General features: G+C 60.5%; 22 protein-coding genes and 2 pseudogenes. 9 read left to right on the plus strand and 15 right to left on the minus strand.

Features of this window, described 5'->3' with window-relative positions:
* Positions 1–234: 234 nt before the first annotated feature.
* On the minus strand, positions 235–1620 hold the full coding sequence (locus J5T34_RS07125; RefSeq protein ID WP_012435767.1) for a heavy metal sensor histidine kinase: 1386 nt from the start codon (positions 1618–1620) through the stop codon (positions 235–237).
* A complete protein-coding gene (locus J5T34_RS07130; RefSeq protein ID WP_012435768.1) occupies positions 1617–2303 on the minus strand; it encodes a heavy metal response regulator transcription factor in 687 nt (228 codons plus the stop codon). The genes J5T34_RS07125 and J5T34_RS07130 overlap by 4 nt, the downstream gene beginning before the upstream one ends.
* Positions 2304–2492: 189 nt before the next feature.
* Here J5T34_RS07130 and J5T34_RS07135 point away from each other — a divergent pair.
* Positions 2493–2618 (plus strand): annotated as a pseudogene (locus tag J5T34_RS07135) (twin-arginine translocation signal domain-containing protein); the annotation flags it as partial.
* A gap of 426 nt (positions 2619–3044) precedes the next feature.
* Here the strand turns inward: J5T34_RS07135 and J5T34_RS07140 are convergent.
* Both J5T34_RS07140 and J5T34_RS07145 read right to left on the minus strand, forming a co-directional pair.
* Positions 3045–3335, minus strand: a complete 291-nt coding sequence (locus J5T34_RS07140) for a hypothetical protein (protein WP_162491053.1) — start codon at positions 3333–3335, stop codon at positions 3045–3047.
* Positions 3262–3588 carry a four-helix bundle copper-binding protein gene (locus tag J5T34_RS07145; RefSeq protein WP_012435770.1) on the minus strand — a complete coding sequence of 109 codons (327 nt, stop codon included), beginning with the start codon at positions 3586–3588 and terminating at the stop codon, positions 3262–3264. Before J5T34_RS07145 ends, J5T34_RS07140 begins: the two co-directional genes overlap by 74 nt.
* Before the next feature lie 625 nt (positions 3589–4213).
* On the opposite strand from J5T34_RS07145, the gene J5T34_RS07150 reads away from it, so the two are divergent.
* Positions 4214–5383 carry an NAD(P)/FAD-dependent oxidoreductase gene (locus J5T34_RS07150; protein WP_103519529.1) on the plus strand — a complete coding sequence of 390 codons (1170 nt, stop codon included), beginning with the start codon at positions 4214–4216 and terminating at the stop codon, positions 5381–5383.
* Between the two features lie 21 nt (positions 5384–5404).
* On the opposite strand, the pseudogene J5T34_RS07155 reads toward J5T34_RS07150, so the two are convergent.
* Positions 5405–6817 (minus strand): annotated as a pseudogene (locus J5T34_RS07155) (phage integrase family protein); the annotation flags it as partial.
* A gap of 297 nt (positions 6818–7114) precedes the next feature.
* On the opposite strand from J5T34_RS07155, the gene J5T34_RS24100 reads away from it, so the two are divergent.
* Positions 7115–7192 carry a YHYH domain-containing protein gene (locus J5T34_RS24100; RefSeq protein WP_223819874.1) on the plus strand — a complete coding sequence of 26 codons (78 nt, stop codon included), beginning with the start codon at positions 7115–7117 and terminating at the stop codon, positions 7190–7192.
* Positions 7193–7337: 145 nt separating this feature from the next.
* Here the strand turns inward: J5T34_RS24100 and J5T34_RS07165 are convergent, their stop codons facing one another.
* Both J5T34_RS07165 and J5T34_RS07170 read right to left on the minus strand, forming a co-directional pair.
* Positions 7338–7901, minus strand: a complete 564-nt coding sequence (locus J5T34_RS07165) for a mechanosensitive ion channel family protein (protein WP_012435773.1) — start codon at positions 7899–7901, stop codon at positions 7338–7340.
* Positions 7902–7999: 98 nt separating this feature from the next.
* Complete coding sequence (locus J5T34_RS07170) at positions 8000–8326, minus strand: helix-turn-helix transcriptional regulator (RefSeq protein ID WP_049768032.1); 327 nt, start codon at positions 8324–8326, stop codon at positions 8000–8002.
* Between the two features lie 849 nt (positions 8327–9175).
* On the opposite strand from J5T34_RS07170, the gene J5T34_RS07175 reads away from it, so the two are divergent.
* The 4 genes from J5T34_RS07175 (at position 9176) to J5T34_RS07190 (ending at position 12816) form a co-directional block, all read left to right on the plus strand.
* Positions 9176–10783 (plus strand): glycosyltransferase family 39 protein, encoded by a 1608-nt coding sequence (locus J5T34_RS07175; protein WP_008650720.1) that lies wholly within the window; start codon positions 9176–9178, stop codon positions 10781–10783.
* A complete protein-coding gene (locus tag J5T34_RS07180; RefSeq protein ID WP_008650722.1) occupies positions 10780–11163 on the plus strand; it encodes a GtrA family protein in 384 nt (127 codons plus the stop codon). The genes J5T34_RS07175 and J5T34_RS07180 overlap by 4 nt, the downstream gene beginning before the upstream one ends.
* A complete protein-coding gene (locus J5T34_RS07185; protein ID WP_008650723.1) occupies positions 11160–12281 on the plus strand; it encodes a glycosyltransferase family 2 protein in 1122 nt (373 codons plus the stop codon). Before J5T34_RS07180 ends, J5T34_RS07185 begins: the two co-directional genes overlap by 4 nt.
* A gap of 256 nt (positions 12282–12537) precedes the next feature.
* Complete coding sequence (locus tag J5T34_RS07190) at positions 12538–12816, plus strand: zinc ribbon domain-containing protein (protein ID WP_223277440.1); 279 nt, start codon at positions 12538–12540, stop codon at positions 12814–12816.
* A 57-nt stretch (positions 12817–12873) separates the two neighbouring features.
* Here J5T34_RS07190 and J5T34_RS07195 read toward each other — a convergent pair whose 3' ends face one another.
* Together J5T34_RS07195 and flgB are read right to left on the minus strand one after the other, a co-directional pair.
* Positions 12874–15363, minus strand: coding sequence for a heavy metal translocating P-type ATPase (locus J5T34_RS07195; protein ID WP_011514822.1), 2490 nt, complete (start codon positions 15361–15363; stop codon positions 12874–12876).
* A 499-nt stretch (positions 15364–15862) separates the two neighbouring features.
* Entirely contained in the window at positions 15863–16285 is a 423-nt protein-coding gene (flgB, locus tag J5T34_RS07200; RefSeq protein ID WP_008650726.1) for a flagellar basal body rod protein FlgB, read from the minus strand.
* A 296-nt stretch (positions 16286–16581) separates the two neighbouring features.
* Between flgB and J5T34_RS07205 the strand changes: the two genes are divergently transcribed.
* Together J5T34_RS07205 and J5T34_RS07210 are read left to right on the plus strand one after the other, a co-directional pair.
* Positions 16582–17649 carry a porin gene (locus J5T34_RS07205; RefSeq protein WP_011229350.1) on the plus strand — a complete coding sequence of 356 codons (1068 nt, stop codon included), beginning with the start codon at positions 16582–16584 and terminating at the stop codon, positions 17647–17649.
* 182 nt (positions 17650–17831) lie between these two features.
* Positions 17832–18110 carry a hypothetical protein gene (locus J5T34_RS07210; protein WP_008646716.1) on the plus strand — a complete coding sequence of 93 codons (279 nt, stop codon included), beginning with the start codon at positions 17832–17834 and terminating at the stop codon, positions 18108–18110.
* A gap of 298 nt (positions 18111–18408) precedes the next feature.
* Here the strand turns inward: J5T34_RS07210 and czcE are convergent, their stop codons facing one another.
* From czcE to czcB, 6 genes are all read right to left on the minus strand, one after another.
* On the minus strand, positions 18409–18810 hold the full coding sequence (gene czcE / locus J5T34_RS07215) for a copper-binding periplasmic protein CzcE (RefSeq protein WP_011514820.1): 402 nt from the start codon (positions 18808–18810) through the stop codon (positions 18409–18411).
* 108 nt (positions 18811–18918) lie between these two features.
* Positions 18919–20349 (minus strand): sensor histidine kinase CzcS, encoded by a 1431-nt coding sequence (gene czcS, locus J5T34_RS07220; protein WP_011229349.1) that lies wholly within the window; start codon positions 20347–20349, stop codon positions 18919–18921.
* 4 nt (positions 20350–20353) lie between these two features.
* Positions 20354–21031, minus strand: coding sequence for a heavy metal homeostasis two-component system response regulator CzcR (czcR, locus tag J5T34_RS07225; RefSeq protein WP_008646724.1), 678 nt, complete (start codon positions 21029–21031; stop codon positions 20354–20356).
* A gap of 1 nt (position 21032) precedes the next feature.
* Entirely contained in the window at positions 21033–21983 is a 951-nt protein-coding gene (locus tag J5T34_RS07230; protein WP_004635344.1) for a cation diffusion facilitator family transporter, read from the minus strand.
* Positions 21984–22033: 50 nt separating this feature from the next.
* Entirely contained in the window at positions 22034–25225 is a 3192-nt protein-coding gene (czcA, locus tag J5T34_RS07235; RefSeq protein ID WP_004635342.1) for a heavy metal efflux RND transporter CzcA, read from the minus strand.
* A gap of 16 nt (positions 25226–25241) precedes the next feature.
* Positions 25242–26804 (minus strand): heavy metal efflux RND transporter CzcB, encoded by a 1563-nt coding sequence (gene czcB, locus J5T34_RS07240; RefSeq protein WP_004635340.1) that lies wholly within the window; start codon positions 26802–26804, stop codon positions 25242–25244.
* Positions 26805–26821 lie beyond the last annotated feature (17 nt).

Genomic DNA, 26821 nt, shown 5'->3' on the forward strand with positions numbered 1-26821 from the left:
GAGGCATCGGTCGGGGCCGTATCCATACCCGTGCTGGCGGATGATGTGGAGTTAGGTAGGGTCAGGCGTGATTTCATGGGGGCCAGTTTAGCGCAGCGAACTGGCTATTACGATAAGGATACTTATCTCAATAGCGTCGCTATTGGCAGCGGGATCCGGCACATGGCCTAACAGTATGCCGATCTTGCTGGCATCAGCACGTGCCTCGCAGCTCGCCATGGGGGACCGGCCTCCCTAAGCTCGTGGCTGGCGCCGCGGGAAGGTCAGAATAAAGCGGGTGAGACCGCCTGACGACTCAGCCGAGATTCCACCGCGGTGCGCCACCATGATGGCTTGCGTGATCGACAAGCCAAGCCCCACGCTGTCCGAATCAGCGCGCGCCCTGGACTTGTCGGCCCGAAAGAACCGGTCGAACAACGACGGCAACAGCTCGGGATCGATCCCCTCGCCCTGGTTCTCGACCACGATGGTGGCGCCGCCGTCTTGCTCGCATGCCTTGATCACAATCGCTTTGCCGCTGGGCGTATACCGCAGTGCGTTCGACAGCAGATTGCTCAGTGCGCGGCGCAACATCAGGCGATCGCCCACGATGCTGGCGTCGCCCTGCAGGCGCAGCTGCACACCCTTGTCCTCGGCCAAGGCGTCGTAGAAATCAAACAGCGCGCGGGCCTCGTCGCCGACATGGATCGACTCCTCGTTGGGCAGCGTGATGCCGTGCTCCATCTTGGCCAAGTAAAGCATATCGGACACCATGCGGCCAAGGCGCAGCAGCTCCTCGGCGTTGGAGGCCAACACGTCGCGGTACTTGGCGGCCTCGCGCGGCTGCGACAACACGACATGGGTCTGGGTCATCAGGTTGGTGATCGGCGTGCGCAATTCGTGAGCCAGGTCGGACGAGAATTCGGACAATCGCCGGAAATCGTCCTGCAAGCGCTCGAGCATGGCATTCAGCGTCGCCGCCAGATCGGCCATCTCCACCGGCACGGTCTCCACGGGCATGCGGGCGTCAAGGTGATTCGACGTGACACCCTTGGCGCGAGAGGCCATCGTTCGCAACGGCGCCAGACCGCGCCTGGCTGCCCACCAGCCGAACAAGCCGCTGGCGAGCACCGCCAACGTGGTATAGAAGGCCAGCGAGCGACGAAACGCGTGCATAAAGTGGGCATGGATTTCGGTGTCCATGCCGACCATCACCGCCAAGGGCACCGACTCGCCGGGCACTGTCGCGTGCGCGCGCATACCTCGGTATTCCTTGTCTCCCTGCTGCCAGCTCAAGGTCGTCTCATCCGGTCCAAGCCGGCCAATAACGTTGAGCATGGCGCCAAAATCGAACCCATTGGTGCGGTAAATGACGTCACCTTTCGCGGTGCTCACATGGGCGACAAAACCGGGGTGATGTTCCACCATTTCCGCAAGACGGCTCGGCAGGTGCGTGCTGGATTGCTCCTGAGCGATCTTTTGAATCAGACGAACGTTGTCCCCAAGCACCACATAATCTTCGTCGGCAAAATGCCGGTCCATGGAAAGCCAGATCAGTATTCCGAGGCCAAGTAGCACCAATGCCGACGTCAGAGAAAACAACAACGTCAGCCGCATGGTCAGCGACATACGGCGCTTCATTCTTGCCCCTCGGGCGCTTCCAGCACGTACCCCATGCCTCGCACCGTCTGAATCAGCTTGGCGTCGAAGTCGTCGTCGATCTTGGCTCGCAAGCGGCGAATCGCAACGTCGATCACATTGCTGTCGCTGTCGAAGTTCATATCCCACACCTGGGACGCAATCAACGAGCGGGGCAGAACTTCTCCCCGCCTGCGGGCGAGCAGTTCGAGCAGCGCAAACTCCTTGCTGGTCAGCGCTATCCGGCGACCTCCGCGCGAAGCGCGACGTCGACTAAGATCAAGCACCAGGTCGCCCACCTGAATGCGGTCCAGCCCCATCTGCACAGTGCCGCGGCGCAGCAGCGTCCGGACGCGAGCCAACAGTTCGGAGAATGCAAATGGCTTTACCAGGTAATCGTCCGCGCCGAGCTCCAGTCCCTTGACCCGATCAGCGACGCTGTCGCGGGCAGTAAGGAACAAGACCGGAACCGCGCTCTCGGCCGCGCGCAGGCTCAGCAGAATTCTCCAGCCATCGAGGTCCGGCAGCATGACGTCGAGAATAATCAGATCGTAAGACTCGTTGAGCGCCAGGTGTTGTCCATCAAGCCCGTTGCCAACCAGGTCGACAACGAATCCGGCCTCGGTCAATCCCTGGCGCAGGTACTGGCCTGTCTTGGATTCGTCCTCTACGACGAGCAGTTTCATGTTCGAGCTTCCTTTTTCCGATTGTATGGCTGCGCTTGGGTCAGCCCATGGCGAGTCTACGCAGCCCTGCTCCGAGTGGCCCGGACATTACCGGAATGTAATGTTCAGGTAAGTTGTCGGTAGCCTCGTCCTCGTTACTCTCTCTTTGCCGCTGTCCGATGCGGCCATTCAAGCAAAAAGGACTATTTCATGGGACGTGATCGACAGTCTGGCATTGTGCTGGCCAACCTACCGCGCCGCCGCTTCGTGCAGGGTCTGGCTGCGGGGGGTGTGATGGCAGGATTGTCCGGTCTTGGGGGCATCGCGTGGGCCCAAGCATCAGACAAGCCGCGCTCGTACCGCCAAACGGGCTGAAGCGCAGCAACACAAGCCACAGAAGCCGGACGACTCCAAGGCGATGTTGCGCCACCATGACGCCATGATGCAAAAGTGTCGCGAAATGATGGATCAGACCAAGTAACCCAGCCGCTCTCCGGTGCGCTGCGTGCGCGCGGTCGCCGGAGCGATCTCCGGGCGGGCATCAACTAGGCGGCCACCGCCCTTATCCGGCGCACTACGCGGCCGCCGGTCCAGCAACAACTTAGCCCGCCCATCATGCGCTTATGCATCAACAGCATGCCTACCACAGCCAGGATGGCAATCACGCAGATGATTGTGCACACAACTCGCACGGAGGCGGCTCTTCCGATGGACCCGCGATGGGTGGCACGCCGCAGCCGCCGGCACGAATGAGCGACTTCGTCAACGGTGACGGCGCAACGAATCGACGCTAGGGATGTCTTCGCCATGCTCGACCGGACGCTGAGACGGCATCCCGTCGCCGCTGGTGGCGGCCGGAAGAACCGACGCGTTTAATGACAGCGACGTTGCAGTCCTGTAGTCCGCGCGGGCTTTCGCGTGACCGTAGAGAGCCAAAAAGTTAGCGTCATGGCCGTTCTGCCGTTGGCAGCCGATCGTGCTACGCCATGGCGCGGCATGCCTGCGCACAACGCCGGCACGCTTGAGCGCATTCCTGGCAATGCTGAGCCGCATGTCGCTCGCACTCGGCACCGCATGCTTCGCAAGCGGTCGCGCAAAGGTTGCACAGATCCTTGGCGAAGCGACTTCCCCGCGCCATATAGGCGCTGGCCATCCGGCACATTGCGGCGCAATCGAGATCCAGGCGAATGCACTCGGCCATCTCGTGTACGTTCGGCTCACTTAGACACGAGGCGGCGCAGTGCTCGCATGCCACTGCGCAAGCATTGCACTCGTCGATACAGTGTTGAAAATTCTGATGCGGCATGGTCGGCTCCTTGAAGTGATGACGCCACGTCGGCGCCGCTATCGTCACAGCAATATTTGGACCGGCCGCACCGCGAGGCCGCAGCGCTCGCACGTTTTGCCCTCCCTTTGCTCGCGACGGTGCTATGACCGCGCTCATTTCCGCTTAAAGATTGAGGCCAAATTACAAGGCGAGGAATATCTTTCAGGAATAAGCTTGCGCGTTGATTACAGCCCGGTAATGTCGTGGCCTGCCGGCACTTCGAGTTTATGGCGACTTAGTATTTCGCTGGTCATGCGCGGATGACTCCGTTTGATTCGCTTCCTTGGGAGGGGCGATGCCAACATTGCTCGGGCTGACCAGTTCGTCCCGCACACGCGCCTCTTCTCGCGTTGCCTTCGCCGACGAGCGTTCTCCCGCGCGATGCCCGGCGCTCAATTTGAGACCAGCATTCACGCGCGGGCTATCCAATCACGGCACGCGCTTTGCTATCTGCTTTGCTATCTGTTGGGCTGCCAGTGCCGCCGCGCCACCAAGGGACGGCGCCCGGCGCACGCAAGCACCATGGCGTTGACCCGCGATGTCGGGAAGTCCTGGACGCCTGCGCCGATAACCTGTGCCGCCATGAAACTCGGTACAAGGAGGCATGATGGGCTCGATCTCCATCTGGGCGGCCACGCGCCCGCGTCGGCCTCGACCGGCCCTTGAGGGCGACCTGCGCGTCGACGTGGTGATCGTCGGTGCCGGCATCACGGGCCTGACCGCCGCCCTGCTGCTCGCAAAGACCGCCCGGTCGGTGGCGGCGATCGAAGCCCGTGCCGTAGGCGCGGGTGATAGCGGCGGCTCCACCGGTAACCTGTATCAGACCGTCACCGGTGGCCTCGAAACGCTGGCGGCTAAGTGCGAAGCGGACACCGCCCGCGCCGTCGTAGCGTCTCGCGGGGAAGCGATCGCCTGGATCGAGCAGCAAGCGCAGGCGATGGGGCCGAGCAGCGGCTTCCGCCGCTGCCCGATGTACCAGTATCCGCTAAGCCCGGATGCCGAGCCGACCATACTGGGGGAGCTGAAGGCATTGCGCGCAGCAGGTCTGGACGCGCAGTTGGCCTCTGAGATGCCCCCCGGCTTGCCCGCCGCAAAGGGCGCGGTGCTTCTGCTTTCGGCACAAGCGCAGTTCCATCCGATCGGCTATCTGCACGCCTTGGCCCTGCAAGCCGAACACGCCGGCGCCCGCCTCTTCGAAAACTCCCCTGCCCTCGAGCTGGACCTGGAAGTCGGCGTCGTTCGCACACGGACCGGTACCGCCTTCGGCCACCATATTGTGCTGGCCACCCATTCCCCGCTGGGTTTTCACTTGGTGCAAGCCGGCATGGCTGTGCGCCGCGAATATGGTTTGGCCTTCCACGAACAAGCCGTTCCGGCTGGCATCTTCTGGGCGCAGGCCCATCCCAGGCTATCGGTCCGCGGATTGGAGGCAAACGGCAAGCATTACTTGCTTTGCATCGGTGAACACCACGAAACGGGAAGGCATGATGCAGCCGCGGCACTCGCTCAACTTGAACGGGCCGCGCAGGAATACCTGGCTGTCGGTTCACCCGTTCAGCGCTGGTCGGCACAACACTTTCATTCTCCGGACGGCCTTCCCTACATCGGCCGGGACGAGTCAGGGGCTTTCATCGCCACTGGTTTCTCCACCGACGGGCTGGTGTACGGCACAGTCGCGGCCCACATCATTACTGATCAGATCATCGGCGCGCAGAGCCGTTGGAGTTCGCTGTACCTGGGGTCGCTTCAGAAAACGGAAAATATTGCACGCTAAGCCAGTCGGCACGGACGTCGGCTACCGAGCGGCAAAGGCCTGACCTATTTGGTGTGCCCGCTTGACTTCGTCGCTTTGCAAGTAAATCGAGGTGGTGGCCACCGACGCGTGGCGTAGGTTATCGCGCACGGTGGTCAGTTCCGCGCCGCGAGCGAGGGCGTGTGTAGCGTGGGTATGCCGCGTCCAGTGGGGACTGGCTCGGCGCAGCTTTTCGGCGAGTGTCGGGTGGTCGCCGGCGATGATGTCCGCGGCCTGGCCAAAGAAGCGCCGCATTACCATCCACAGCCGGGTGCCGGTGATGTTAGTGACGCTGTCCTGCTCCAGGCTGGCGATCAAGGGTGTCCTGGGGTCCCAACGGGCTGGTGTCACCGGCAGTCCGCGCTGTACAAGATGCTGATCGAGTGCGGTTCGCGCAAGTGGCGGTAGCGCCACCTTTCCCGGGCGCCCACCTTTGCCGACCAGGTGCAGCCAGCGGTCGTTGCGCTCGTCAGTGCGGATATCGCCCAGCGTCGCGCCAACCAGTTCGCTGGCCCGCAGGCCGGTCGCGTAGGCAAAATCGAGAATGAAGCGCAAGCGCTGCGCTGCGGGCACGTCCCACCCGTACGACCATTCCAGGCCATCGGCAATGGTGCGCACCAGCAGCCATTCGCCCTCAGTAAAGCCACGTGTGGTATCGAGTGGCGCGACCCGCGTGCGGCCGCGGACTTTGATGCCGGCAAACGGGTTGGCCAATACATAGCGCTGCTCGATCAGCCATCGGAACATGGCGCCCAGCACCGTGAGGGCGTAGGCCGTCGAACGTGCCGATAGCCCCCGTGCGAAGGGGCGCCAGTCGGGCGCGCTGCGTGCCCGCGGTGGCCCGATCCAGCGCTCACGCGGAGTTGGTCGCCGCAGGAACCCGCGGTAGGCGATGGCGTCCTCGGTCGTAAGCGACGACAGCGCCCGACCGCGCTCGATAATCGCCCACAGGATCAGGCGTTCCGCCTCCTTGCGATAGGCGCGCTGCGTGGTCTGGGTTTCGTGCAGGGCGAGCCAGGCCTGCACGGCTTCGTAGTCGTTCGATGCGTCGAGCGTGCAGGCCTGTCGCGGTGCCCGGAAGCTGCCTCGCGAGCCGTCCACCTCGTCGGGCAGTTTCAGCCGCTCCCACGGGACCACCTCGCCTGGCGGCGCGCCGACGATCAGGGCACGCGCACGCTCCGTCAACCGCGGATGGGCGTGGAAGAAGGCCTCGATGTGCCGCGCGCTCGCTTGCCCCAGCCCCGGGATCGCGCCCCACCAGCGGCGCCGGCGCGGCACGCGCACGGTCAGGTCCGCCAGTGTGGAAATGCCGTGGGCTCGCAATGCGCGCACGGCCCGCGGTGCCAGCCACAGTTCAATGTCGTCGGTGACCTGTGGCTGCGGCGCAGGCAGAGCACGCAGAACCCTGATGGCCTGGCCATCGGCGAGGCCATCGGGATTGCGGGGACGCTATGCGTCGATTCACCTACAAACTTGGGCGCCAGCGGCCGTCAGCATTTTCGTTAAGTTGCTGAGGTGCGTTGGCCGTAGCGAGCGCAGACAGTTGTGACACAGCCGCAACAGCCCTACCGCGGCGGGGAGGGCTGGCAATCGCAGTGATGATAGTGTGGAACTTGCGGCAGACTGAGACCGCTAACCAACACTCCAGGGAGACCTTTCTTGAAACGGATCACCATCATTCTCACGGCCGTTCTGGCCTGTGCGTCGGGCGGCGTGTGGGCGCATAGTGGTGGGACTGACAGCCAAGGCTGCCATATGGACCACAAGACCGGCATTCGTCACTGCCACTGAAGTCAAGCAGTATTGCGGCGTCCGCCGACATCGCGGACGCCAGCGGCTTAAGGTCTTGAGTAGTTTGCTCGGCCTCAAAAAAGCGAAGCGGGGCTTCCCTTCTTGCGCCGGTCTCCGTCCTTGCCTGACCGCGCCACCCTTGCGGTTACTTCCACCTTCGTAGCACACGTTGAAACACCAGACTGTTCGGCAGCTGCAGCACCACCTCTTGTCCTTCGACTGTTGTTTCCAGTAAGGTGGTATAGACGAGATTTACGTCGAGCACACGGCCCTTAATTCCCGGCTTTTCCCCGTTCTCAAGAAGCTCCACAACATCCCCAATGCGGAACGCACCGGTGACGTATATCAGGAGCGCGCAGAACAGGTTCGAGAGTACACTCCACGCGGCGAAAAACGCGACCGCCCCGACAGTGGCAAATCCCGTGAATGCGGTCCACAGGACGGTTCCAGACACGCCCATTCGCTCCAGAGCCCAGAGCGTGGCAGCTACGTACACGATGGTCGCGACCACACGCAAAGACAGCGCCGCAACTTTTCCTGGCAGAGAATATGTATTGGTCAGCTTTCTAAGCAACCGCCGCGCGATGCGCACTGCTAACCATGCGCCAGCCGCAATCAGCACGACCTCGATAGCGGGAACAAGAATGTCGAACCAATCTGCCAGCCACTGCGGCAAGCTTTCGTGTATAGCTTGAAGAAGTTTGTTCATCGAAATAGAGATACAGCCACAGCACCGTACTGTGGCACAGATACCAATAATCGGATTTTTACCGTTCCGGTCTTTGCTTGAAGGTCAAGCGCGACAACTTACATGCCGGCGTCGTGCCTACACTCACCGGTTTTTGATCGAGGTGCAGGCTCGATCGGCTCAACCAACAGATCACCGAAAAAGTAGGCGGCAAATTGATGGCGATTGCTGAGGTTCGCCTTGGCGAATACGCCCGCGGCAATTGTCCGCACCGTCACATCATGCCACGCTAGCGAGTGAGCGCACTCTTCAAGGGTCAACCCTTTTATGAGAAGCATCGCCACTTCCGTTTCCGATGGCGTATATTTCCAGCGCTCGAACTGCAGCAGCATCGACTGCAACAACTGCCGCGTCGCCTGAATTGCCACCTCGTTTCGTTCCGCCATCACCTGCCCTCGTACCTTGGCTGCGCCAGGTAGCGCCTCAGAAACAGGTCGGTTTGGGCTGACACGACGACACCGTTTTCGAATCACGAACCAAAGGATCGCGAGGCCGCCCACTACCTACGCGACTGCGTCGGCGACGACATGAGCGTCCGGTGTTCGCGTTGCAAGGTGGTAGAAATCCCACGCCTGATAGGTCGAGATTGCCATCAGAAGTGCCGTCAGTCTCGACCGCATAGCAGCGAAGTCCTTGCGACTTTTTGGGGTTGACAACGAACACCCCGGATCTAAGCGCAGCGCGAAAGACAAGCACCTTCGAAAGAGGCTGCGCCTAAGAACATCTGATGGAAAGCGACTTCCTAGGCTTGAGCACTAAGGGTGATGAGGCCCGCTGACAACTGCGGGGCGTCAAGTTTACTATGCAGAACATTGCGGCGACATTGCCGAATGGTTACGCACCAACGCATCGAACCCGACGCCCGTTCTCCGAAGCACTTGGGTTACCATGAGCTAACGCTGACGCTTCGTCAGGCAACTTCTTCTGCCGCAAAGCACTCGACGGCGGACTGCGCCGTCATCATCTCGTAACCCCCCCGACAGGTGAGCGCCCTAGAATCCCGCTGTTCGCTCTCTGCTGGCCAAGTCGCCATCCTTCGGACTCCCGCGTGAATCGCATCCTCGGCTCGTGGGGCGTCAAGCGGCGCCGCGTGAACTGCTCCATGATCCAACATCACGACGGCGACGAACCACATCCGGCATCTATGTCGTTGCGCCCTGAGAGCATTTGACCAAGCGCGGTAGCAGTGGCCACCGCACACCTGGACGGGCAGTCTCTTGAAGCGACAGATTTTCATGGCTTTGACCATCGCACTCACGGTGGTCCTCTGGATGTCCACGCTATCCGTGCGTCCCCTCTATGAACCCGACGAGGGTCGTTACGCCGAGGTTCCGCGCGAGATGTTCGTCTCCGGCGATTGGGTCACGCCGCGGTTGAACGGCATCAAGTTCTTCGACAAGCCGCCCCTGCAGTATTGGGCGACCGCCAGCGCCTATACGCTCTTCGGGCCGTCCGAGTGGACAGCAAGGATCTGGAGTGCGCTTGTGGGACTGCTGGGCGCACTCGCCGCATGGTGGGCGGCGCGATCGCTCTATGACACGCGCATAGGCCTCGCCTCAGCGCTGGTGCTCATCGGCGCTCCCCTCTGGATTCTCGGCTCGAATCTGACAACAACAGACATTGGTGTCGGCGCACTGCTCGGCAGTGCCGCTCTCGTTTTCGCCGTGGCCTACCAGAATCGGGAACCTCGCTTATACCCCCTGATCTGGTTGTTGGTCGGTCTGGCATTTCTTGCCAAAGGCCTGATTGCCCTGGTACTGCCAGGAATCACGCTGCTGCTATACGGGGCGGTCACTCGACAATTTTCCGCATTTTTTAGCGCGAGATTCTGGCGCTGGAGCCTGCTTGCGGTGGCCATCACCATGCCTTGGTTTGTCGTGGTGTCCCAGCGCAACCCCGAATTTCTGAATTACTTCTTCATCCACGAACACTTCGCGAGATTCTCGTCCTCGGTTCACGAGCGGGACAAGCCATTCTGGTTCTTCCTGGCCGTTGGTGCGGCAGGCGTCCTGCCGTTCATGGGCTTGATTCCCCGTGCTATCGCACTCCGCTCTCGCAGCGCACAGGCAACGCCTGGCTTCGACGCACGACTGTTTCTGTCGCTGTGGGTAGTCGTTGTCATTGCCTTCTTTTCGATTTCGCGCTCGAAGCTGCCGCTCTATATCCTGCCCGCCTTACCACCGGTGGCCGTCTTGCTCGCGTACAGATCCATGACTGCAGCCCGCCCCACACTGGCGGCAAGCTTTCTTGCCATGCCTGTGCTCGGCGTTGCCATCGCCGTGCTGCTATGGCATCCGACAATGTCGAATGCGGTACTGAAGCTCAATATCAGCAATCCGGCCTCATTGCATACCTGGGGCGCCATCACGATGGGCATTCTGGTCATCGGTGGCTTCCTGGCCTTTGGGATCGCCCTGCGCGGCCACAGGCTCTGCGCGGTTGCCGTCGCTTCGCTGGCGACGCTGGCCAGCCTTCAGGCTGGCTTGATGGCGTCTCGGGCGTTTGGGTCCCTCTCCATCAAACCACTTGGCTTGGAAGCCAAGGCGGCGTCCCGCGACAACACACAACTGTTCAACGTGGGCCAGATTGACCGAGGTCTGGCGTTTTACGCCGAACGAGAACCGATCATTGTCGGGGCCAGATCCGAGCTGGATCTCGGCTTCTCGGTCGAGCCCGACAAGTGGATTGCTAATGAAGAAGCTTTTGCGCAGCGATGGCTGACCCCTGGTCACAAGCTCGCGGTCATGCGGCACGAGACGTTTCATCGACTGAGACCGCTGCTCGGCGGCAACACAACTGTGATCGGACGACATGGCGTCAACGTTCTGGTGCAAAAACCATGAACATCCCATCACGATTTGTACGGTTTCTGGGCGCGGGGGCGACGGCAACCGCTACACACTACGCAACACTGATCACGCTGGTCGGTTTCGGGGTTGCAGCGCTACCGGCGTCTGCCGCCGGCAGTGTTGCAGGCCTTCTGACGCACTACTGCATCAGCAGCCGATGGGTGTTCACACCAGTCCGACCACAACGCGCCACTTTCGGACGGTTCATTCTCGTTTCCGCGCTGGCGTTCTTTCTTAACTCACTTCTGATGTGGGCTGGACTAGCATTGGGGCTTCACTACCTGGTTGCTCAAATCCTCTCGACAATTTTCGTCATGTTGGTCAACTACGTACTCCATGCAAATTGGACGTTCATGAATGGAGCGATGCGATGAATGCCGCCAGCCTGCTGCCAGAGAAGATCTCGGTCGTCGTACCGCTCTTCAATGAAGAAGCTGTCCTGCCACAGTTTCACTTTCGGCTTCTCCGCGTGATGGATGGATTGGCATCGGACTACGAGATTATCTACGTGGACGATGGCAGCCGCGATCGATCACTGGCGGTTGCACACAATCTCAAGGCGGCCGAAGCGCGCGTCGGCATTGTCGAGCTGAGTCGCAACTTCGGCAAGGAAGCCGCGCTAACGGCGGGCCTCGACGTGGCAAGCGGCGACGCCGTTGTGATCATCGACGCCGATCTGCAGGATCCGCCCGAACTGATTCCGTCGTTGATCGAGAAATGGCGCGAGGGGTTCGACGTGGTGTACGCCACGCGCACTTCCCGGGATGGCGAATCGTTCCTCAAGAAGTTCACCGCGCACTGGTTTTACCGCCTGATGGGCAAGCTCAGCGATACGGAGATTCCGGCCGACACCGGCGACTTCCGCGTCATGAGCCGTCGTGCCGTTGCCGCACTCGGACAACTCCGGGAGCAGCACCGCTTCATGAAGGGGCTGTATGCCTGGATAGGATTCCGGCAGACGGCCGTCTTGTATCGGCGTGACGCGCGGGCATCCGGGACGACCAAGTTCAACTACCGCAAGCTGTTGCGTTTTGCCGTGGATGGCATCACTGCCTTTTCCACCGTGCCGCTCAAGTTTGCAACCTCGATCGGCCTGCTTGTTGCCGTTCCCGCCTTTGGCATGGCCGCCTTCATCGTTGGCAAGACGCTGCTCTACGGCGACCCCGTACACGGCTACCCATCCATGATGACCGCCCTGCTTCTGCTGGGCGGCCTGCAACTGGTTTTCCTAGGCGTGCTCGGGGAATATGTTGGGCGTCTGTTCAATGAAGTCAAGCGGCGGCCGGTGTATCTGGTGGCAAGCTATACGGCGCCGATCGGCCCCGGCACCCCCACCGCTGAGCCGGGGCAGGTGGCCGCAGCGACACGGGGTGGCACCCCGCCTGCAGCAATCTTTCACGCACCCGGATGCCCGGAAGGCAAAGCTCCTGGCCTCCCCGAGGCTCCTCAGCGGGATGCCATCCTCACGGAAACCCTTGCGCCAAGCCGATAGACAGCCCGCCTTCCATGCGCTCTCACGACATGGCCAGCAACTATCGGGATCATGACGTTTTCGAAAGAAAGAGCCTCGTATTCAACTTATTCCGTTCTTCGCATCCACCGACCATTGACCCTGTAGTCACTACAGACTATTTACTACAGGCATTGGCTGACGCGTAGCAGCGCAAGTCGTCGCAGCACCCGACACCACGGGGCCGCAGCGACGATCCATCCACTTAGGAGGAATGATGGGTTTCTTGGAAAGGCTCATGGGCCGTCACAGCGGCGGTCATCACGGCGGCGGAAGTGAGCACGGTCGTCGAGGAGGTCATCATGATGGTGGCGGCAGCTACGGCTATGGGAATCCTTTGCCACCACAAAGCCCCGCCGGCGTCCACTGCCCCAACTGCGGCACGGTGAGCGCCCAGGGCGCGCGCTTCTGCCAGCAATGCGGCAGTTCACTGGCTCCGGCGCCGTGCAGTCGATGCGGCACCTTACTCCCACGCGACGCAAAGTTCTGTGGAAGTTGCGGCAATGCCGCCAAATGAGTCGGCGGCCATAGCTGCCGCCGCATCTGGCATCGCCATCATTGCGGCCGGGGCCCGTCATGGGGATTTGTCGCGATAGGCTAGCAGTCGAAGCGCATTGAACACGACGATCAGCGTCGACCCCTCATGCATGGCCACGGCGGGCCCGATACCGAGGCCGAGGATCGTGGCTGGCAGAAGGAACGCCACGACGCCGAGGCTGATATACACGTTCTGAAGGATGATGGCCCGCGTATGTCGGCTTAAACCGACCACAAAAGGCAGGTGTTGGAGGTCGTCGGCCATCAGCGCAACATCCGCCGTTTCCAGTGCCACATCTGAACCTGCCGCACCCATTGCGATGCCCACCGTGGCGTTGGCCATTGCCGGCGCGTCGTTGACGCCGTCGCCGACCATGGCCACTTTGGCTTCCGCGCGCAACGTCTGGATGGCTTTGACCTTGTCCTCAGGCATCAGATCGCCCCAGGCTTCATCGATACCTACGTCCTTGGCGACGGCTTCGGCTGCGCGCTGGTGATCGCCGGAGATCATGATCATGCGTGTGATACCCAGCCTGCGCAGTGCCTCGAGGGCAGCGCGCGCCGAGGCGCGCGGCGTGTCCATCAGCCCAATGGCGCCGAGGTCCCGATCTCCCTGCCTGACGATCATTGTCGTGCGGCCAGTGCTGCGCAGCGTCTGCACTGCGCTCGCCATCGATTCGCTAAGCGGTGCAATCCCGTCGGCGCCGAACATGTCAGGCTTGCCAATCCAGACGGTCTTACCGCACAACGTCGCCGTGACCCCGCGTCCGGTCAAGCTTTGGAGATGAGACGCTTCCGGGATGGAACTGCCTTCCAGGCGCTTGCGGCCATCGCGGGCAATGGCCGCAGCCAACGGGTGGTCGCTGAGCGACTCCACGGCGACCGCTACGCTCAACAATTCCGCTTCAGCTACTCCTTCGGCGACCATCACATCGGTAATACGGGGGCGCCCCTCCGTCAGCGTCCCCGTCTTATCGAATGCAATGGCTTTCAGTGAACCCAGGTTTTCGAGCGGCGCCCCGCCCTTGATCAGTACACCCCCTCTAGCGGCGCGCGCTACCCCCGACAGCACCGCGCTCGGTGTCGCGATGGCGAGCGCGCATGGGCTGGCGGCAACCAGCACCGCCATGGCGCGGTAGAAGGTCGCACTGAACGGCTCATTGATCACTAGCCCTGCAAACAGCAGCAATACCGCCAGCACAAGCACTGCAGGAACAAAGATCCGTTCGAACTTCTCAGTGAACCGCTGGCTCGGTGACTTTTGCGCTTCGGCCTCGTTGACCATCTTGACGACTTTCGCCAGGGCGCTGTCCGTGGAAAGGCGCGTCACTTCCACTTCAATGGCGCCGGCGCCATTGATGGTTCCGGCGAACACGCGGGACACGGCCCCTACGGCATCGGGCTTCCTCCTGGCTGCGGCGGCGTCATCCACGGGCTGCTTGTCGACCGGGATGCTTTCGCCAGTAACCGGCGCTTGATTGACTGCGGAAGCCCCCTTTACCAGAAAACCATCGGCGGGGAGGCGTTCGTTCGGCCGAACCACCACCACATCCCCCACCTGCAATTCCTCGACGGGGACCTCTCGTACCTCGCCTTCACGCCGCACACTTGCTGTAGCCGGTGCGAGCGCCGCCAACGCTTCGATCGCCCGCTTGGCGCGCCCCATGGCGTAGTGTTCGAGCCCGTGGCCGAGACTGAACAAAAAGAGAAGTAGCGCGCCTTCCGCCCAAGCGCCTAACGCCGCCGCCCCTGCGGCGGCTACCAGCATCAGTGTGTCGATTTCGAACTTCTTTAGCCGGAGGTTCTCTATCGCTTCCCGAACGGTATAGAAACCACCAAAAAAATACGCGCCGACAAAGAAGGCAACCGGAATCCATGCTGGCAGGCTGCCGAACAGCTTACCAACGGCAAATCCGAGACCAAGCAAGGCCCCACAGATCAGGGAGAAGATTAGCTCAGTATTCGGGCCAAACACGCTGCCGTGTGCGTGGGCCTCATGCCCCTCGCCTTCCCCATGTGCATGATCCTTGACGCCTTCGCGGTGTTCATGGTCTGCATGACCGCTCTTCCGGGCACCGATCTCAACCGGCGCGAGCCCGCGTTTTGACAGGGCCTGCTCGATCCCTGCCGCGGAGATCCGATCGTTGTCGAATTCGACGCGCGCTATGCCGGAGGCGCTGACTTCGGCCTCGATGACGCCGGGCAAGGCCCGCAGTTGGCTAGCTACGGTTCGCGCTCGTCGTTCGTGCCAGACGCCCTTCAATTGCCAAAGCACATGACCAAACCGCGACGAAATCACCGCACCCGTGCTTGTCACCAGCTCCCGGATGCGGGCAAGGGAAATCGCTGCGGGATCGTAGTGGACACATATCTGTGAATCGCTATCAACATTTGCAGTTTTTATATGCGCCGCCTCGACGCCCTCTTTCCCTCTCAGTTCGGACAGCAACCGTTCTACACAGGGATCAGAGGAATCGGGAAGGCCAGGAAGCAAGACAGGAATGTCCAGGCGCAGCTTTTCGGTCATTGTCGCGGGCTCCAGTCAGTCTGAATCGGCATTCACGCCGTTGCACACTATTAGCAACTAGTGTGCCCCGCATTGCAACAACAAAGCTCAACGAGTCAGCGCCCCAATGCCCCGCCGTAATGCGTTGGTAATGTGCCCGCAATCTGAGCGTACTATCTTGCGGATGACAGGATCCTCATGTCATCCGTCCAGGAACCATACAGATGATTAGCGCCGTCGCATGCTCTGCCTTGCTGGCCTACGCTTTGCCGGCTCCTGCGACCGGTGATCGACTCAGCGAGAAGCCGACCCAGTGGCACACCCTCGCCATTGGACATTCAGACACGGGATACGCCTCCCGCGACCAACGGGTTGCCTGGGCGGCCAACCCGCGACATCGCACAGCCAAACATCCGTCGAAGCAGGAATCCGCAGCGAGCACACCGGAGCCGTCTTCCAGAGACGCGTCCAGCGCTGTCGCCGCACCCAAGCCGCCCTGCCAGTAGTCGCGGTTTCCCCGCTAGGGCCGCATGTCCTGGTAGAGCTTGAGCATGTCCTTGTACTCGTCGGCAGTCTTTTGAATGGAGAACCGCATCCGCAGCGCGTTCTCTGCAAACGCCACACGCTCGACGTCCATCTCCACGGTGTTGCCGTCCATACTCGACTGCAGGGGGACGCGATACATCAGATCCTCTTCCAGCGCGGGCTTGCTTGCCTCGATGTGTCGCGGCGAAGTCATGGTCATGCCCGCAAAATTCTGGCCACTGCCCATCACCCTATCCAACTCGGCGCTGAAGTCGATATCGCGCGCCTTGTAGTTCGGCGTATCCGCATTTGCAATATTTGCAGACAGCAGCTCGAACCTCCGTGTGCGAAGTCGCAGCGCTTGCTCATGAACGCTGTCTTCGCTACGCGCCCATTTTGCGACGTATGGCGTGTCCATCCTTACTCTCCAACTAGATCGGAACCCGCAGCGTATTGCAAAGGCAGTCGATCTTGCTTCGAGAGAAGCGACCTCTTTTCGTGAGTTTCCCATTACCGGCCCGCAATGTTCGCGCGCACACAGGTTGACGCGTCCGCGCGAAAGCCATGTCAATCCACATAACCCCGGTACGTTCCACCTTGTCGTCATCACGCGACGAAGTGACCCCACGTAATTACTTCGCAATCTGACCGTCATCTGCAGATTTCTATACTCGCCCCCACCAAATTAATTTCGGGTCTTAATGAGGAGAATCCATGAAGATTAGTCGCATTGCCGTCGCATCCCTCGGTCTGTTCGCTACAACCGCATTCGCTCAATCGAGCGTCACGCTGTATGGTGTGGCCGACGCGGGTATCGAGTATCTGAGCAACGTCCCATCGGCTTCGCCCGGTGGCTCGAACCAGGTTCGCATGACCTCCGGCAACATGTCGACGTCGCGTTGGGGCCTGCGTGGCGTCGAAGACCTTGGCGGCGGTCTGAAAGCCATCTTCGAATTGGAAAGCGGCATTTCGTTCGACACCGGCGCACAGAACAACAGCACCCGTCTTTTTGATCGTAGTGCCTTCGTAGGATTGGGTAGCAAATATGGTCAACTGACGTTGGGTCGTCAAACGACACCAATGTATGACACCACGCTGCAACTCGACCCGATGGGCTTCGCGCCGCGCTACTCGCTCTTCAAGATGGATGACGTCTTGGCGGGTCGCGCTGACAATGCTATCAAGTACCGTGGCATCTTCAGTGGCCTGACGGTCACCGGCCTCTACAGCTTTAGCCGCACCGGCGGCGGCGAAGTGCCGGGGAACTACAAGGTCGATCGAAACATGGGCGTATCGCTCATGTATGAAACCGGCGCCCTCGCTGTCGGCGCGGTGTACGACGAGATCCAGGGCAGCACCGTCGCCACGGCCGACCGCAAGGACCGCCGCGCTCTAATTGGCGCGAGCTACGCTTTCGGACCGGCTAAGGCATTTATTGGTTATCGCTGGTACAACGGCAATGTCGGTGCGCTGCCGACGAACGGTTCTAACATTTACTGGGCCGGCCTGCGCTATGGCCTGACGCCCGCACTGACGCTGACCGGCGCCGCCTACTACACGGACAGCCGCAATTCTGGCGCAGACCCGTTCCTGTTCGTTGCCTCGGCAGATTACGCTTTCTCGAAGCGTACCGATGTGTATATGAACGTCGGTTATGCACTGAACCGCGGCAACTCGCAGCTGGGCATGAACGGCTACAACTCGACGACCGGCAGCCCGACCAACGTTGTCCCTGGCAAGGATCAGACCGGCGTCGTCGTAGGCGTACGCCACAAGTTCTGAGCGAGCTCAAAAGAATCGACACTTTCTTGTTAATTCAAGAGAGTTTGTGCCTCCCAACCGGGAGGCATTTTTTTATGACAGGATCGTAATACGCGGGTAATTCAGTGGAGCAGGTCCGGTAGCTAGACTGTGAACACGGTGAGCGATTAGAGACTCACAAACATTGACTCCGGAGAGATTCCATGAAGACGATTCACACTGCCCTGATTGCTGCTGCCCTCACGATTGCTGCCGCCGGCTCCGCCATCGCTGCTACCCCTGATGGCCAGATCCACCGTCCCCGCGACCCCTACACCGACGGCGGACGCGCCGCAGTCAACGACATTTACGCCGGCGGTGCACGCATCGACAAGCGCGACGTGTTCACCGACGGCGCACGCCTCGGCCAGCGTGACGTATTTACCGACGGCTCGCGTATTGGGCCGCGTGATGTGTTCACCGATGGCGCACGCGGAATTTGACGCAAGCCGTCCCTGAAACTCAGACCGACCTCTGTGGGGGAGCCAGGCACCCGTCAGTTGCTTGGCTCTTGGTGCTCTTTCGCTTTATCCCGATGGCGAAAGCTTCCGAAGCTTGCCCTCCCCGGAGGGCAAGCTTTTTTTCCCTCCATCGGCGTCAATCCGGTGCCGTTCATGATGCGGTGGCGCGTGCTACAACTTCCCATCGCCTCGTGTATTGCTAAGCGGCAGAACCGACGCCAATGACGATGAAAAAGGCCCCGCATTGTGCGGGGCCTGTAGTTCACCGGTTCAGCAACGTTCAGCCACCTGTGAAGAGGTCGCTTCTATCAATATAGACGCGCACGCCAGCGCTACCCGGCAGATCCGGCATCAACAAGCCAAGGTCCACACTCGTATCCCTGACCATCTGGGCGAAGGTCCATGCGACGATCTTCTCGCCGGCCCGAAACGCCACCGTCTCGCCAGAGTCCACGTTGACATACCGCATCCCTGGCTTCACGTCGATAATGCGACTGGCCTGAGATTGGCCGGCTGGATCGCCATACAAGGTCGCGTGACGCTTCGCCATCGCCTGCGCCGTCGCCGTCGACGCAGGCACGCCCGGTTTCAACCCGGTCATTTCCAAAGCATACGAAGCCGACATCCCACCCAACAGCAACGCCGCAAACAGCAAGGCGTGTTTCTTCGTTTTCATAGTCATCTCCTTTCTAGAGACTTCGTTGATCTATGAAAACGAGTGTATAAATTGTACGCATGCTGCAGCCTTGCCCGGCGATTACAAATAGGCAATCGGGCTCATTGCACCACTCTACCCAACGACTGGTCGGTCCTGACTCGGCCTACCCACCGAAACCCGCGCTGAGGCTTCAGCACCGTTGAGCGGGAAGCGCAATGTAAAGCGTGTCTTCCCATCCAAGCCGCTCACGGCTGACGCGTCGCCGCCATGGAGCTCCATGATCGACAGGACGATGGCCAGGCCCAGCCCCGTGGACTGTGACGAGTTGGATCTCGCCCTATCCCCACGGAAGAACCGATCAAAGATGAGGGAAAGTTCCCGCTCCGGGATTGGGTCTCCAACGTTCGTGATGTCGATGCAACAATGTGCCGCTTCGCGGCGCACCACCAGATCTATCATCGAATTCGGCCACGCATGACGGACCGCATTTGACAGAACATTGTTGATCGCACGCTGGAACAGAATGGCATCAGCGACCAGGGTGGCATCCCCGCTTACCCTGATTACGACGCTTCGCTCCTCTGCAAGCACCGAAAAGTAGGCGGACAACTTGCGAAGTTCTGCATTCAACTGGAGTTCCGTCAACTCGAGCGCCACATTGGCACTGTCAGCTCGCGCGAGGAACAACATCGCATCGATCATCCTCGCAAGTCGCTGGTATTCGACCAGGCTTTCCTCCACCAAGGCGACATACTCGGGCCCGGTGCGGTCTCGTGACAAGGCGACCTCGGCATGTCCAATGAGGTTGTTAAGCGGCGTGCGCAAATCATGGGCAAGATCGGCGGAGAACCGCGACAGCTTCTGATAACCATCCTCGAGGCGTTGCAGCATCGCATTGAACGCAGAGGCGATATCACGCACTTCGGTGGGCTTGGGTGGCATGTCCACCCGGTAGCTCAGCCGTTCCACACTGATCCGGTTGATCTGCTTGATAAGTACGTGCGCCGGCTCCAGCTCACGGCGCGTAATGGCCGCCCCCACCAGGGCCGTCAATATCACACCGACGGTGGTACCAAGCACGAGCGTCGTCCGGAATCGCGCAGTCACCTGCTTCCTGTCCTCGCCAGACTTCGCCACGAACACCGTCGCCCGCGTACCGTCTCGCCCCAACACCGCATCGGCGGACTGGAACATGAGCGATGACTTTCCCGTGACCGCCGCTTGGTCAGTGCCTTCCAGCAATGCATCGTTGCCCGTGCGAAACAAAAGCCGGCCATCCAGCGCCGTGACGCGAACGATGAGGTCCGAGTAACCTCGCACCAGATCATCGAAGCGATGCTGCGCCGCCGGGACGCCCTGCACCCCGTCCACCTCGCGCAAGAAATGCTCGACCTGTTCGAGTTTTCCCTTTACAACCTCATCGTCTCTGGCCTCGAGTTGCGCGGCGAGCGAGTAGTAAGCAAAGGCGCCCATGCTGGCCAGCGCGATAGACAGTACCAATGCAAAGAAGAGCCCAAGCCGCCTCGTCAGTGACAGCGGGGTTATCGAAGTCCCGGGCCTCATTCCGTCACCGGCCGCGCTCTGGGTCGAGGACATAGCCCATTCCCCGTACGGTATGGATCAGCTTTTGATCGAAGGGATCATCCACCTTGGATCTCAGGCGCCGGATCGCGACGTCAACGACATTGGTATCCGTGTCGAAGTTGACGTCCCAGACCTGGGACGCGATCGTGGTTCGCGACAGCACCTCCCCTCTCCGGCGCATGAGCAGGTGCAACAGCGAGAACTCCTGATTCGTCAATTCAATGCGGGTAGTTCCCCGGAATACCCGCCTTCCAAGCACGTCGATGTCCAGATCGGCAATGCGCAATCGCTCGGACTCCTTCGAGGTGCTTTGGCGCAAGCAACGCCGGATACGGGCAAGGAGCTCGGCAAAGGCGAAGGGCTTGACCAGGTAATCGTCTGCCCCCAACTCGAAGCCTCTGACACGATCCGCCACATCATCCAGCGCCGTCAGAAACAGTACGGGTGTCTCGGACTTGGATCGAATGGACTTGATGACCGTCCACCCGTCCATACCTGGCAGCATGACGTCCAGGATGATGACGTCGTAGTCGGTCTCTTCCGCCATGTGGAGCCCATCGCCACCATTGTTCGCGATGTCGACCACGAAACCCGACTCCGACAATCCCTTCTGCAAATACTCCGCAGTACGCGGTTCGTCTTCTACAACAAGTACCCGCACCTTAGTTTCCTCCTGCAGCAAGCGACTTCGATCCGACCAGTGCTGGCGATGCATTGAAATGCTGAGCTGCATCCGCTTGTTCGCATGGTGCCAGTTCGAACTGAATGGTCACGTGCGTGATATCGAATTTGTCAGCCAGCATCTGCTTCAATTCCGGTAGCACTTCCATTTCCGGGTTGACGGCCGTGTCATTCACGACATGAACCGTCAAGCTCGCCTTGCCGCTGGTAAGTGCCCAGATGTGGAGGTCATGGAAGCTTTTTACCCCGGGCGTCGCCAGAATTTGCTTCTCAACCTCTGCCAGATCCACGTCATCGGGTACGCCTTCGAGCAGCACATTCAGGCTCGACTTCAGCAGGATCCACGTGCGAGGCAGTACCCAGAGGCCGATCAGCACCGCAATGGCGGAGTCGACCCACGCCCAGCCCGTGAAGCGGATGATGATCGCACCGGCGATGACGCCAACCGACCCGAGCAGATCGCTCCAGACTTCCAGATAAGCACCCTTCACGTTCAGGCTGCTGCTTTGCCCGGAGGACAGCATGCGCATGCTGATGAGATTGATGATCAGGCCCAGCACAGCCACGACGAACATGCCGGTTGACTCAATCTGAGGTGGCGATTTCAGCCGCAGGTAGGCTTCGTACAGGATGTAGATAGCCACACCGAACAGCAGCAATGCGTTAAAGGCCGCGGCAAGAATCTCAAAACGGTAGTAGCCAAATGTCCGCTTCTTGTCCGCGGGTCGCTTGGCGATCGCAATAGCAGCCAGTGCGATGGCCAGTGCGACGGTGTCCGTGAGCATGTGCGCGGCGTCGGAGATCAACGCCAGGCTCTTCGTCATGACACCACCGACCACTTCGGCAATCAGGAACGTACCGGTCAGCGCAAGGGCGATCTTGAGCGATCGCTCGTTGCCACCGGGATGGTCGTGTGAGTGACCTGCGCCCATAGAAACTCCTATAAAAATTGGGCGGTACGATGACCGCCCAAGGATTTACGTCATGCAGGCTGGCGGCCTTGATCCGGTTGATGCGTCTGAGTGACTGGCTCGCGAGTATCTTCCGCGTCCTCATCCTTGCGGTGAGCAAGTCGATAGAGCACCGGCAACACCAGTAGGGTCAGCGCCGTGGACGACAAGATGCCACCGATTACCACCGTTGCGAGGGGACGTTGCACCTCAGCGCCCGTACCGGTGGCGATGGCCATCGGCACGAAACCCAGGGATGCCACCAGGGCCGTCATCAGCACCGGACGCAGTCGCGTCAGGGCGCCAACTCGGACCGCGCTGTCGAGGGAATGCCCTTCTTCGCGCAGCGATCGGATAAACGACAGCATCACCAGACCATTGAGCACCGCCACCCCGCACAGCGCGATGAAGCCCACCGCTGCAGTAATGGACATCGGAATGCCGCGTATCCACAGGGCAAGAATCCCGCCAGTCAGCGCAAAGGGAATGCCCGTGAAGACTAGCAAGCCATCCTTGATGTTGTTGAACATCGCAAACAACAGTACGAAGACCAGCAACAGCGCCACCGGCACTACCACCTGCAGGCGGGTGGTGGCGGACTGCAGTTGCTCAAAGGTGCCACCCCATGTCATCCAGTAGCCAGCCGGGATCTTGACCTGGCTTTGGATAGCCGCTTCCGCCTCGGGCACGAATGAACCAATATCACGTCCACGAACGTTGGCACTGATCACGATGCGGCGCTTGCCGTTCTCGCGCGAGATCTGGTTCGGGCCGGGCGCCATTTCCAGCGTCGCCACCTCGCTCAATGGGATAAACGTCGTTCTCGCGTCCACTCCTTTTGGCAACGGAATCGGCAATCGGCGCAGAGCCTCGACCTCGCCGCGCACAGCTTCGGGCAGGCGGACCACGATATCGAAACGACGATCGCCCTGGAAGAAGGTTCCGGAATCACGGCCTCCGACGCCCGTTGCCACCGCGTCTTGCACGTCGCTCATGTTAAGCCCGTATCGCGCCGCCTTCTCCCGATCGATCTTGACCGTCAGCATCGGCAAGCCGGTGGTCTGTTCTACCTTCACCTCCTGCGCGCCGGGGATGCCCTGCAGCACGGCCGATACCTTCTTCGCCGTCTCGCTGAGCACGTTGTTGTCATCGCCGAAGATCTTGACTGCGACGTCCGAGCGGACCCCGGAGATCAGCTCGTTGAACCGCAGCTGGATCGGTTGGGAGAACTCGTAGTTGTTCCCGGGGATCTTGCCGGCTTCCTCCTGGATGGCGGACAGCAGTTCGGCATGTGTTTTCTTCGGCTCTGGCCAATCCTTCTCAGGCTTGAGCATGATGTAGCCATCCGAAATATTCGGCGGCATCGGATCGGATGCAATCTCCGCCGTACCTGTCCGCGCAAACACGCGCTCGATTTCGGGGAATTTTGCCTTGAGGGTCGTCTCGATCGTCTTCTGCATCTCCACGGACTGCGACAGGCTCGTGCCAGGAATGCGCAGCGCCTGGATGGCAATGTCGCCTTCGTTCAGATTGGGGATGAACTCGCTGCCCAGGCGGGCCGCAATGGCCACGCACAGAACAATTGACACCGCGGCAAACGTCAATACAACGGCCGTGTTCGCGAGCGACTTTTCCAGCAGCGGCTCGTAGCGACGCTTCGCCCAGAGCATGAGACGATTTTCTTTCTCGGCCACCCGTTCGCCGATGAACAAGGCGACCGCAGCCGGAACGAACGTCACGGACAGAATCATCGCGCCCAGCAGCGCCAGGACGACCGTGAACGCCATCGGGTGGAACATCTTGCCTTCCACCCCCGTCAGCGCAAAGATCGGCAGGTAGACGATCATAATGATGAGCTGACCGAAGATCAGTGGGCGACGCGCCTCCTTCGCTGCGGCAAACACCTCATGGAACCGCTCGGAGCGCGTCAATGGCCGGCCATGGTGTTCCTGCGCATGCGCCAGTCGCCTCACACAGTTTTCGACAATCACCACCGCGCCATCGATGATGATGCCGAAGTCGAGCGCGCCCAAGCTCATCAGGTTCGCACTGATCTTGTAGTTCACCATCCCCGTGAAGGTGAACAACATCGCCAGCGGAATGATCGTCGCGGTAATCAGCGCCGCGCGGATGTTACCCAGGAAAAGGAACAGAATTACGATGACGAGCACCGCGCCTTCAAGAAGGTTCTTCTTGACGGTCGCAATGGCCTTGTCGACCAGACGTGTCCGGTCGTATACCGTTACGATCTTCACACCTTCCGGCATCGTACGGTTAATGGAAGCGACCTTTTCATCGACCGCTTTTGACACAGCCCGGCTGTTTTCGCCGATGAGCATGAATACCGTGCCCAGCACAACTTCCTTGCCATTCTCGGTTGCCGCACCGGTACGCAGTTCCTTGCCAATCTCCACATCCCCGATGTCGCGAATGCGGATCGGCTGCCCCTGCGCTGTACCGACAATAATGTTGCGGATGTCGTCTTCGGACGCAACCTGACCCGGCGCACGAACCAGATACTGCTCGCCCCTACGCTCGATGTAGCCCGCACCCACGTTGTCGTTGTTCTTGTTCAGCGCATTGACGACGTCGGTCAGCGTCAGCCCGTACGACGCTAGCCGTTCAAGACTCGGCGCGACCAGGTACTGCTTGTTGAAACCACCGATAGTATTGATCTCGGTGACACCGGGCACGTTACGCAGTTGCGGCCGTACCACCCAATCCTGGATTTCGCGCAAATCTGTCGGCGTATAGGCAGTCCCGTCAGCTTTGCGAGCACCCTCTTCGGCTTCAACGGTCCATAGATAGATCTCCCCGAGGCCGGTCGAAATAGGCCCCATCGCCGGCACAACGCCTTCAGGCAGATTGTCCTTGGCTTCCTGGATGCGCTGGTTGACGAGTTGGCGCGCGAAATAGACGTCCGTGCCATCCTTGAAGATGACCGTCACCTGCGACAAGCCATAGCGGGACAGGGAACGCGTCTGTTCGAGTCCCGGCAGGCCGGCCATCACGACCTCGATCGGATACGTAACACGCTGTTCGGTTTCGAGCGGTGAATAGCCTGGTGCCGAGGTATTGACCTGAACCTGAACGTTGGTAATGTCAGGGACCGCGTCGATCGGTAGTCGGTTGTAGCTGAAAATCCCTAACCCGGCCATTCCAAACACGGCGAGCAGGACCAGCCATCGCTGCTGGATGGCGAAACTAATGATACGTTCAAACATTGCTGTTTCCCCCGTATCAATGGCCGTGTTCGGCGCTGGATTTGCCAAGTTCGGCCTTCAGAACAAAACTGTTGGCGGCGGCGTAACGTGCGCCCGGCTTCAGGCCCTCGACAATCTCGATGACCTTGCCGTTTGTCCGGCCGACCTTCACCGGCTGCGGCACGAATCCACCTTGAACCGCGACAAAGACTACGCTCTCGCCATTGACGTCCTGGACGGCCTCGGTCTTCACCGCAACGGGCACCTCGACATCAGCACCGAATACGTCGACCGTGACGAAGAGACCCGGTCGCCAAGCCATCTGTGGATTGGTCAATGTTACGCGGGCCTTCGCCGTCCGCGTCTGCTCGCCCAGCAGCGAACCCACGTATGAAACGGTGCCATCTGCCTTCACATCGGACGATGCCGAATTGATCGACGCCTTTTCGCCGATGCGCACCCGCTCGACATCCTTGGCAGACACCACGAACTCGGCCCAGACGGACGACAGATCCGACAGCGTGAACACGTTGGCGTTGTCCGCCACCGCTTCCCCAAGCGAGATATGCTTTTCAACGATCATGCCGTCGAACGGTGCGCGCAGCTCGTAGCGATTGAGTGCCGTCGAGCTGTTGCTGGCGCCAATGGCGGTCAGCTTCTGCTGCGCGTTCTGGACACTGATCTGCGCTTCCTGCAGCGCGTTGCGGGCGCTCAGATAATCTTGCTCCGCAGAGATCTTCTGTTCCCAGAGCTTCTTCTCGCGGTCATAAGTGACACGCGCCAGATCCAGACGTTTCTGTGCTGCGAGCAGTTCGCTGCGCTGGTCAGAAAGTCCGGTGCTCGCGATGACCGCGAGAACCTGTCCCTTCTTAACCTGTTGCCCAATATTGGCCGGAACGCTCTCTACGACGCCAGCCAGTCGCGGCACCACGTGGGCTGTCTTGTCTTCGTTGAAACGGATTTCGCCGGGGAACTGGACGCCAGCCTGGACCTTTGCCGAGCCCGCGGTTTGAACCACTACCCCTGTCTTGGCCAGCTGGTCCGCTGTCAACTCAATCTTGCCTTCCTCTTTCGAGAGCCGCACGGCGAGTGGCGAAGACGAACCGGGCAAGGTCACATTTGCGGTCACGTCAAAGACATGGGGCTCGGCAACTGGCTGTTGGCTTTCCAGCGCGTCGCCAGACACCACGAACTTGAGCGCTTGAGACTCGCCCGTAGCCCGCACGAGCTGGCCTGTCGCTGCCACGCCATTTGCCACCGCCTTCCCAGACTTGCTAACCCAGAGCCGAATACGGGCCTCGCCCTTGGATTCGGCCGTGCCAATTTCGACGTCATAGCCATCACGCGAAAAGAGCGCGCCACCATTGGGGCCCTTCTTGACCTCGTGATGCTCGCCGTCGCCGTGTGACTTGTCATCCTTGTGGTCGGCTTCCGCCGCCTGCTTGCCATGGTGCTCGGTGTCGCCATGCCCCTTGGATTCCGAGTGCCCACCCTGCTCTTCCGGCGCAGAGCGCCCGCTCAGCAGAACGCCACCAGTCGCGACGCCGCCCACCAGTACGATGGCCGCAATGGCAGCCTTTTGTTTGTTCGAAATAGCCATGTTTTATGAATCCCGTC

The sequence above is a fragment of the Cupriavidus gilardii genome (assembly GCF_017598945.1).
GTDB lineage: Bacteria > Pseudomonadota > Gammaproteobacteria > Burkholderiales > Burkholderiaceae > Cupriavidus > Cupriavidus gilardii_E.

Coding starts and splice junctions, on each gene's coding strand:
- J5T34_RS07175 (WP_008650720.1), top strand. CDS start 9,176: ATGGCTTTGACCATCGCACTCACGGTGGTCCTCTGGATGTCCACGCTA.
- J5T34_RS07165 (WP_012435773.1), bottom strand. CDS start 7,901: ATGAACAAACTTCTTCAAGCTATACACGAAAGCTTGCCGCAGTGGCTG.
- J5T34_RS07230 (WP_004635344.1), bottom strand. CDS start 21,983: ATGGGCGCAGGTCACTCACACGACCATCCCGGTGGCAACGAGCGATCG.
- J5T34_RS07205 (WP_011229350.1), top strand. CDS start 16,582: ATGAAGATTAGTCGCATTGCCGTCGCATCCCTCGGTCTGTTCGCTACA.
- flgB (WP_008650726.1), bottom strand. CDS start 16,285: ATGGACACGCCATACGTCGCAAAATGGGCGCGTAGCGAAGACAGCGTT.
- J5T34_RS07190 (WP_223277440.1), top strand. CDS start 12,538: ATGGGCCGTCACAGCGGCGGTCATCACGGCGGCGGAAGTGAGCACGGT.
- J5T34_RS07130 (WP_012435768.1), bottom strand. CDS start 2,303: ATGAAACTGCTCGTCGTAGAGGACGAATCCAAGACAGGCCAGTACCTG.
- czcB (WP_004635340.1), bottom strand. CDS start 26,804: ATGGCTATTTCGAACAAACAAAAGGCTGCCATTGCGGCCATCGTACTG.
- J5T34_RS07125 (WP_012435767.1), bottom strand. CDS start 1,620: ATGAAGCGCCGTATGTCGCTGACCATGCGGCTGACGTTGTTGTTTTCT.
- J5T34_RS07145 (WP_012435770.1), bottom strand. CDS start 3,588: ATGCCGCATCAGAATTTTCAACACTGTATCGACGAGTGCAATGCTTGC.
- czcS (WP_011229349.1), bottom strand. CDS start 20,349: ATGAGGCCCGGGACTTCGATAACCCCGCTGTCACTGACGAGGCGGCTT.
- J5T34_RS07210 (WP_008646716.1), top strand. CDS start 17,832: ATGAAGACGATTCACACTGCCCTGATTGCTGCTGCCCTCACGATTGCT.
- czcE (WP_011514820.1), bottom strand. CDS start 18,810: ATGACTATGAAAACGAAGAAACACGCCTTGCTGTTTGCGGCGTTGCTG.
- J5T34_RS07185 (WP_008650723.1), top strand. CDS start 11,160: ATGAATGCCGCCAGCCTGCTGCCAGAGAAGATCTCGGTCGTCGTACCG.
- J5T34_RS07150 (WP_103519529.1), top strand. CDS start 4,214: ATGATGGGCTCGATCTCCATCTGGGCGGCCACGCGCCCGCGTCGGCCT.
- czcA (WP_004635342.1), bottom strand. CDS start 25,225: ATGTTTGAACGTATCATTAGTTTCGCCATCCAGCAGCGATGGCTGGTC.
- J5T34_RS07180 (WP_008650722.1), top strand. CDS start 10,780: ATGAACATCCCATCACGATTTGTACGGTTTCTGGGCGCGGGGGCGACG.
- J5T34_RS07140 (WP_162491053.1), bottom strand. CDS start 3,335: ATGCGGCTCAGCATTGCCAGGAATGCGCTCAAGCGTGCCGGCGTTGTG.
- J5T34_RS07195 (WP_011514822.1), bottom strand. CDS start 15,363: ATGACCGAAAAGCTGCGCCTGGACATTCCTGTCTTGCTTCCTGGCCTT.
- J5T34_RS07170 (WP_049768032.1), bottom strand. CDS start 8,326: ATGGCGGAACGAAACGAGGTGGCAATTCAGGCGACGCGGCAGTTGTTG.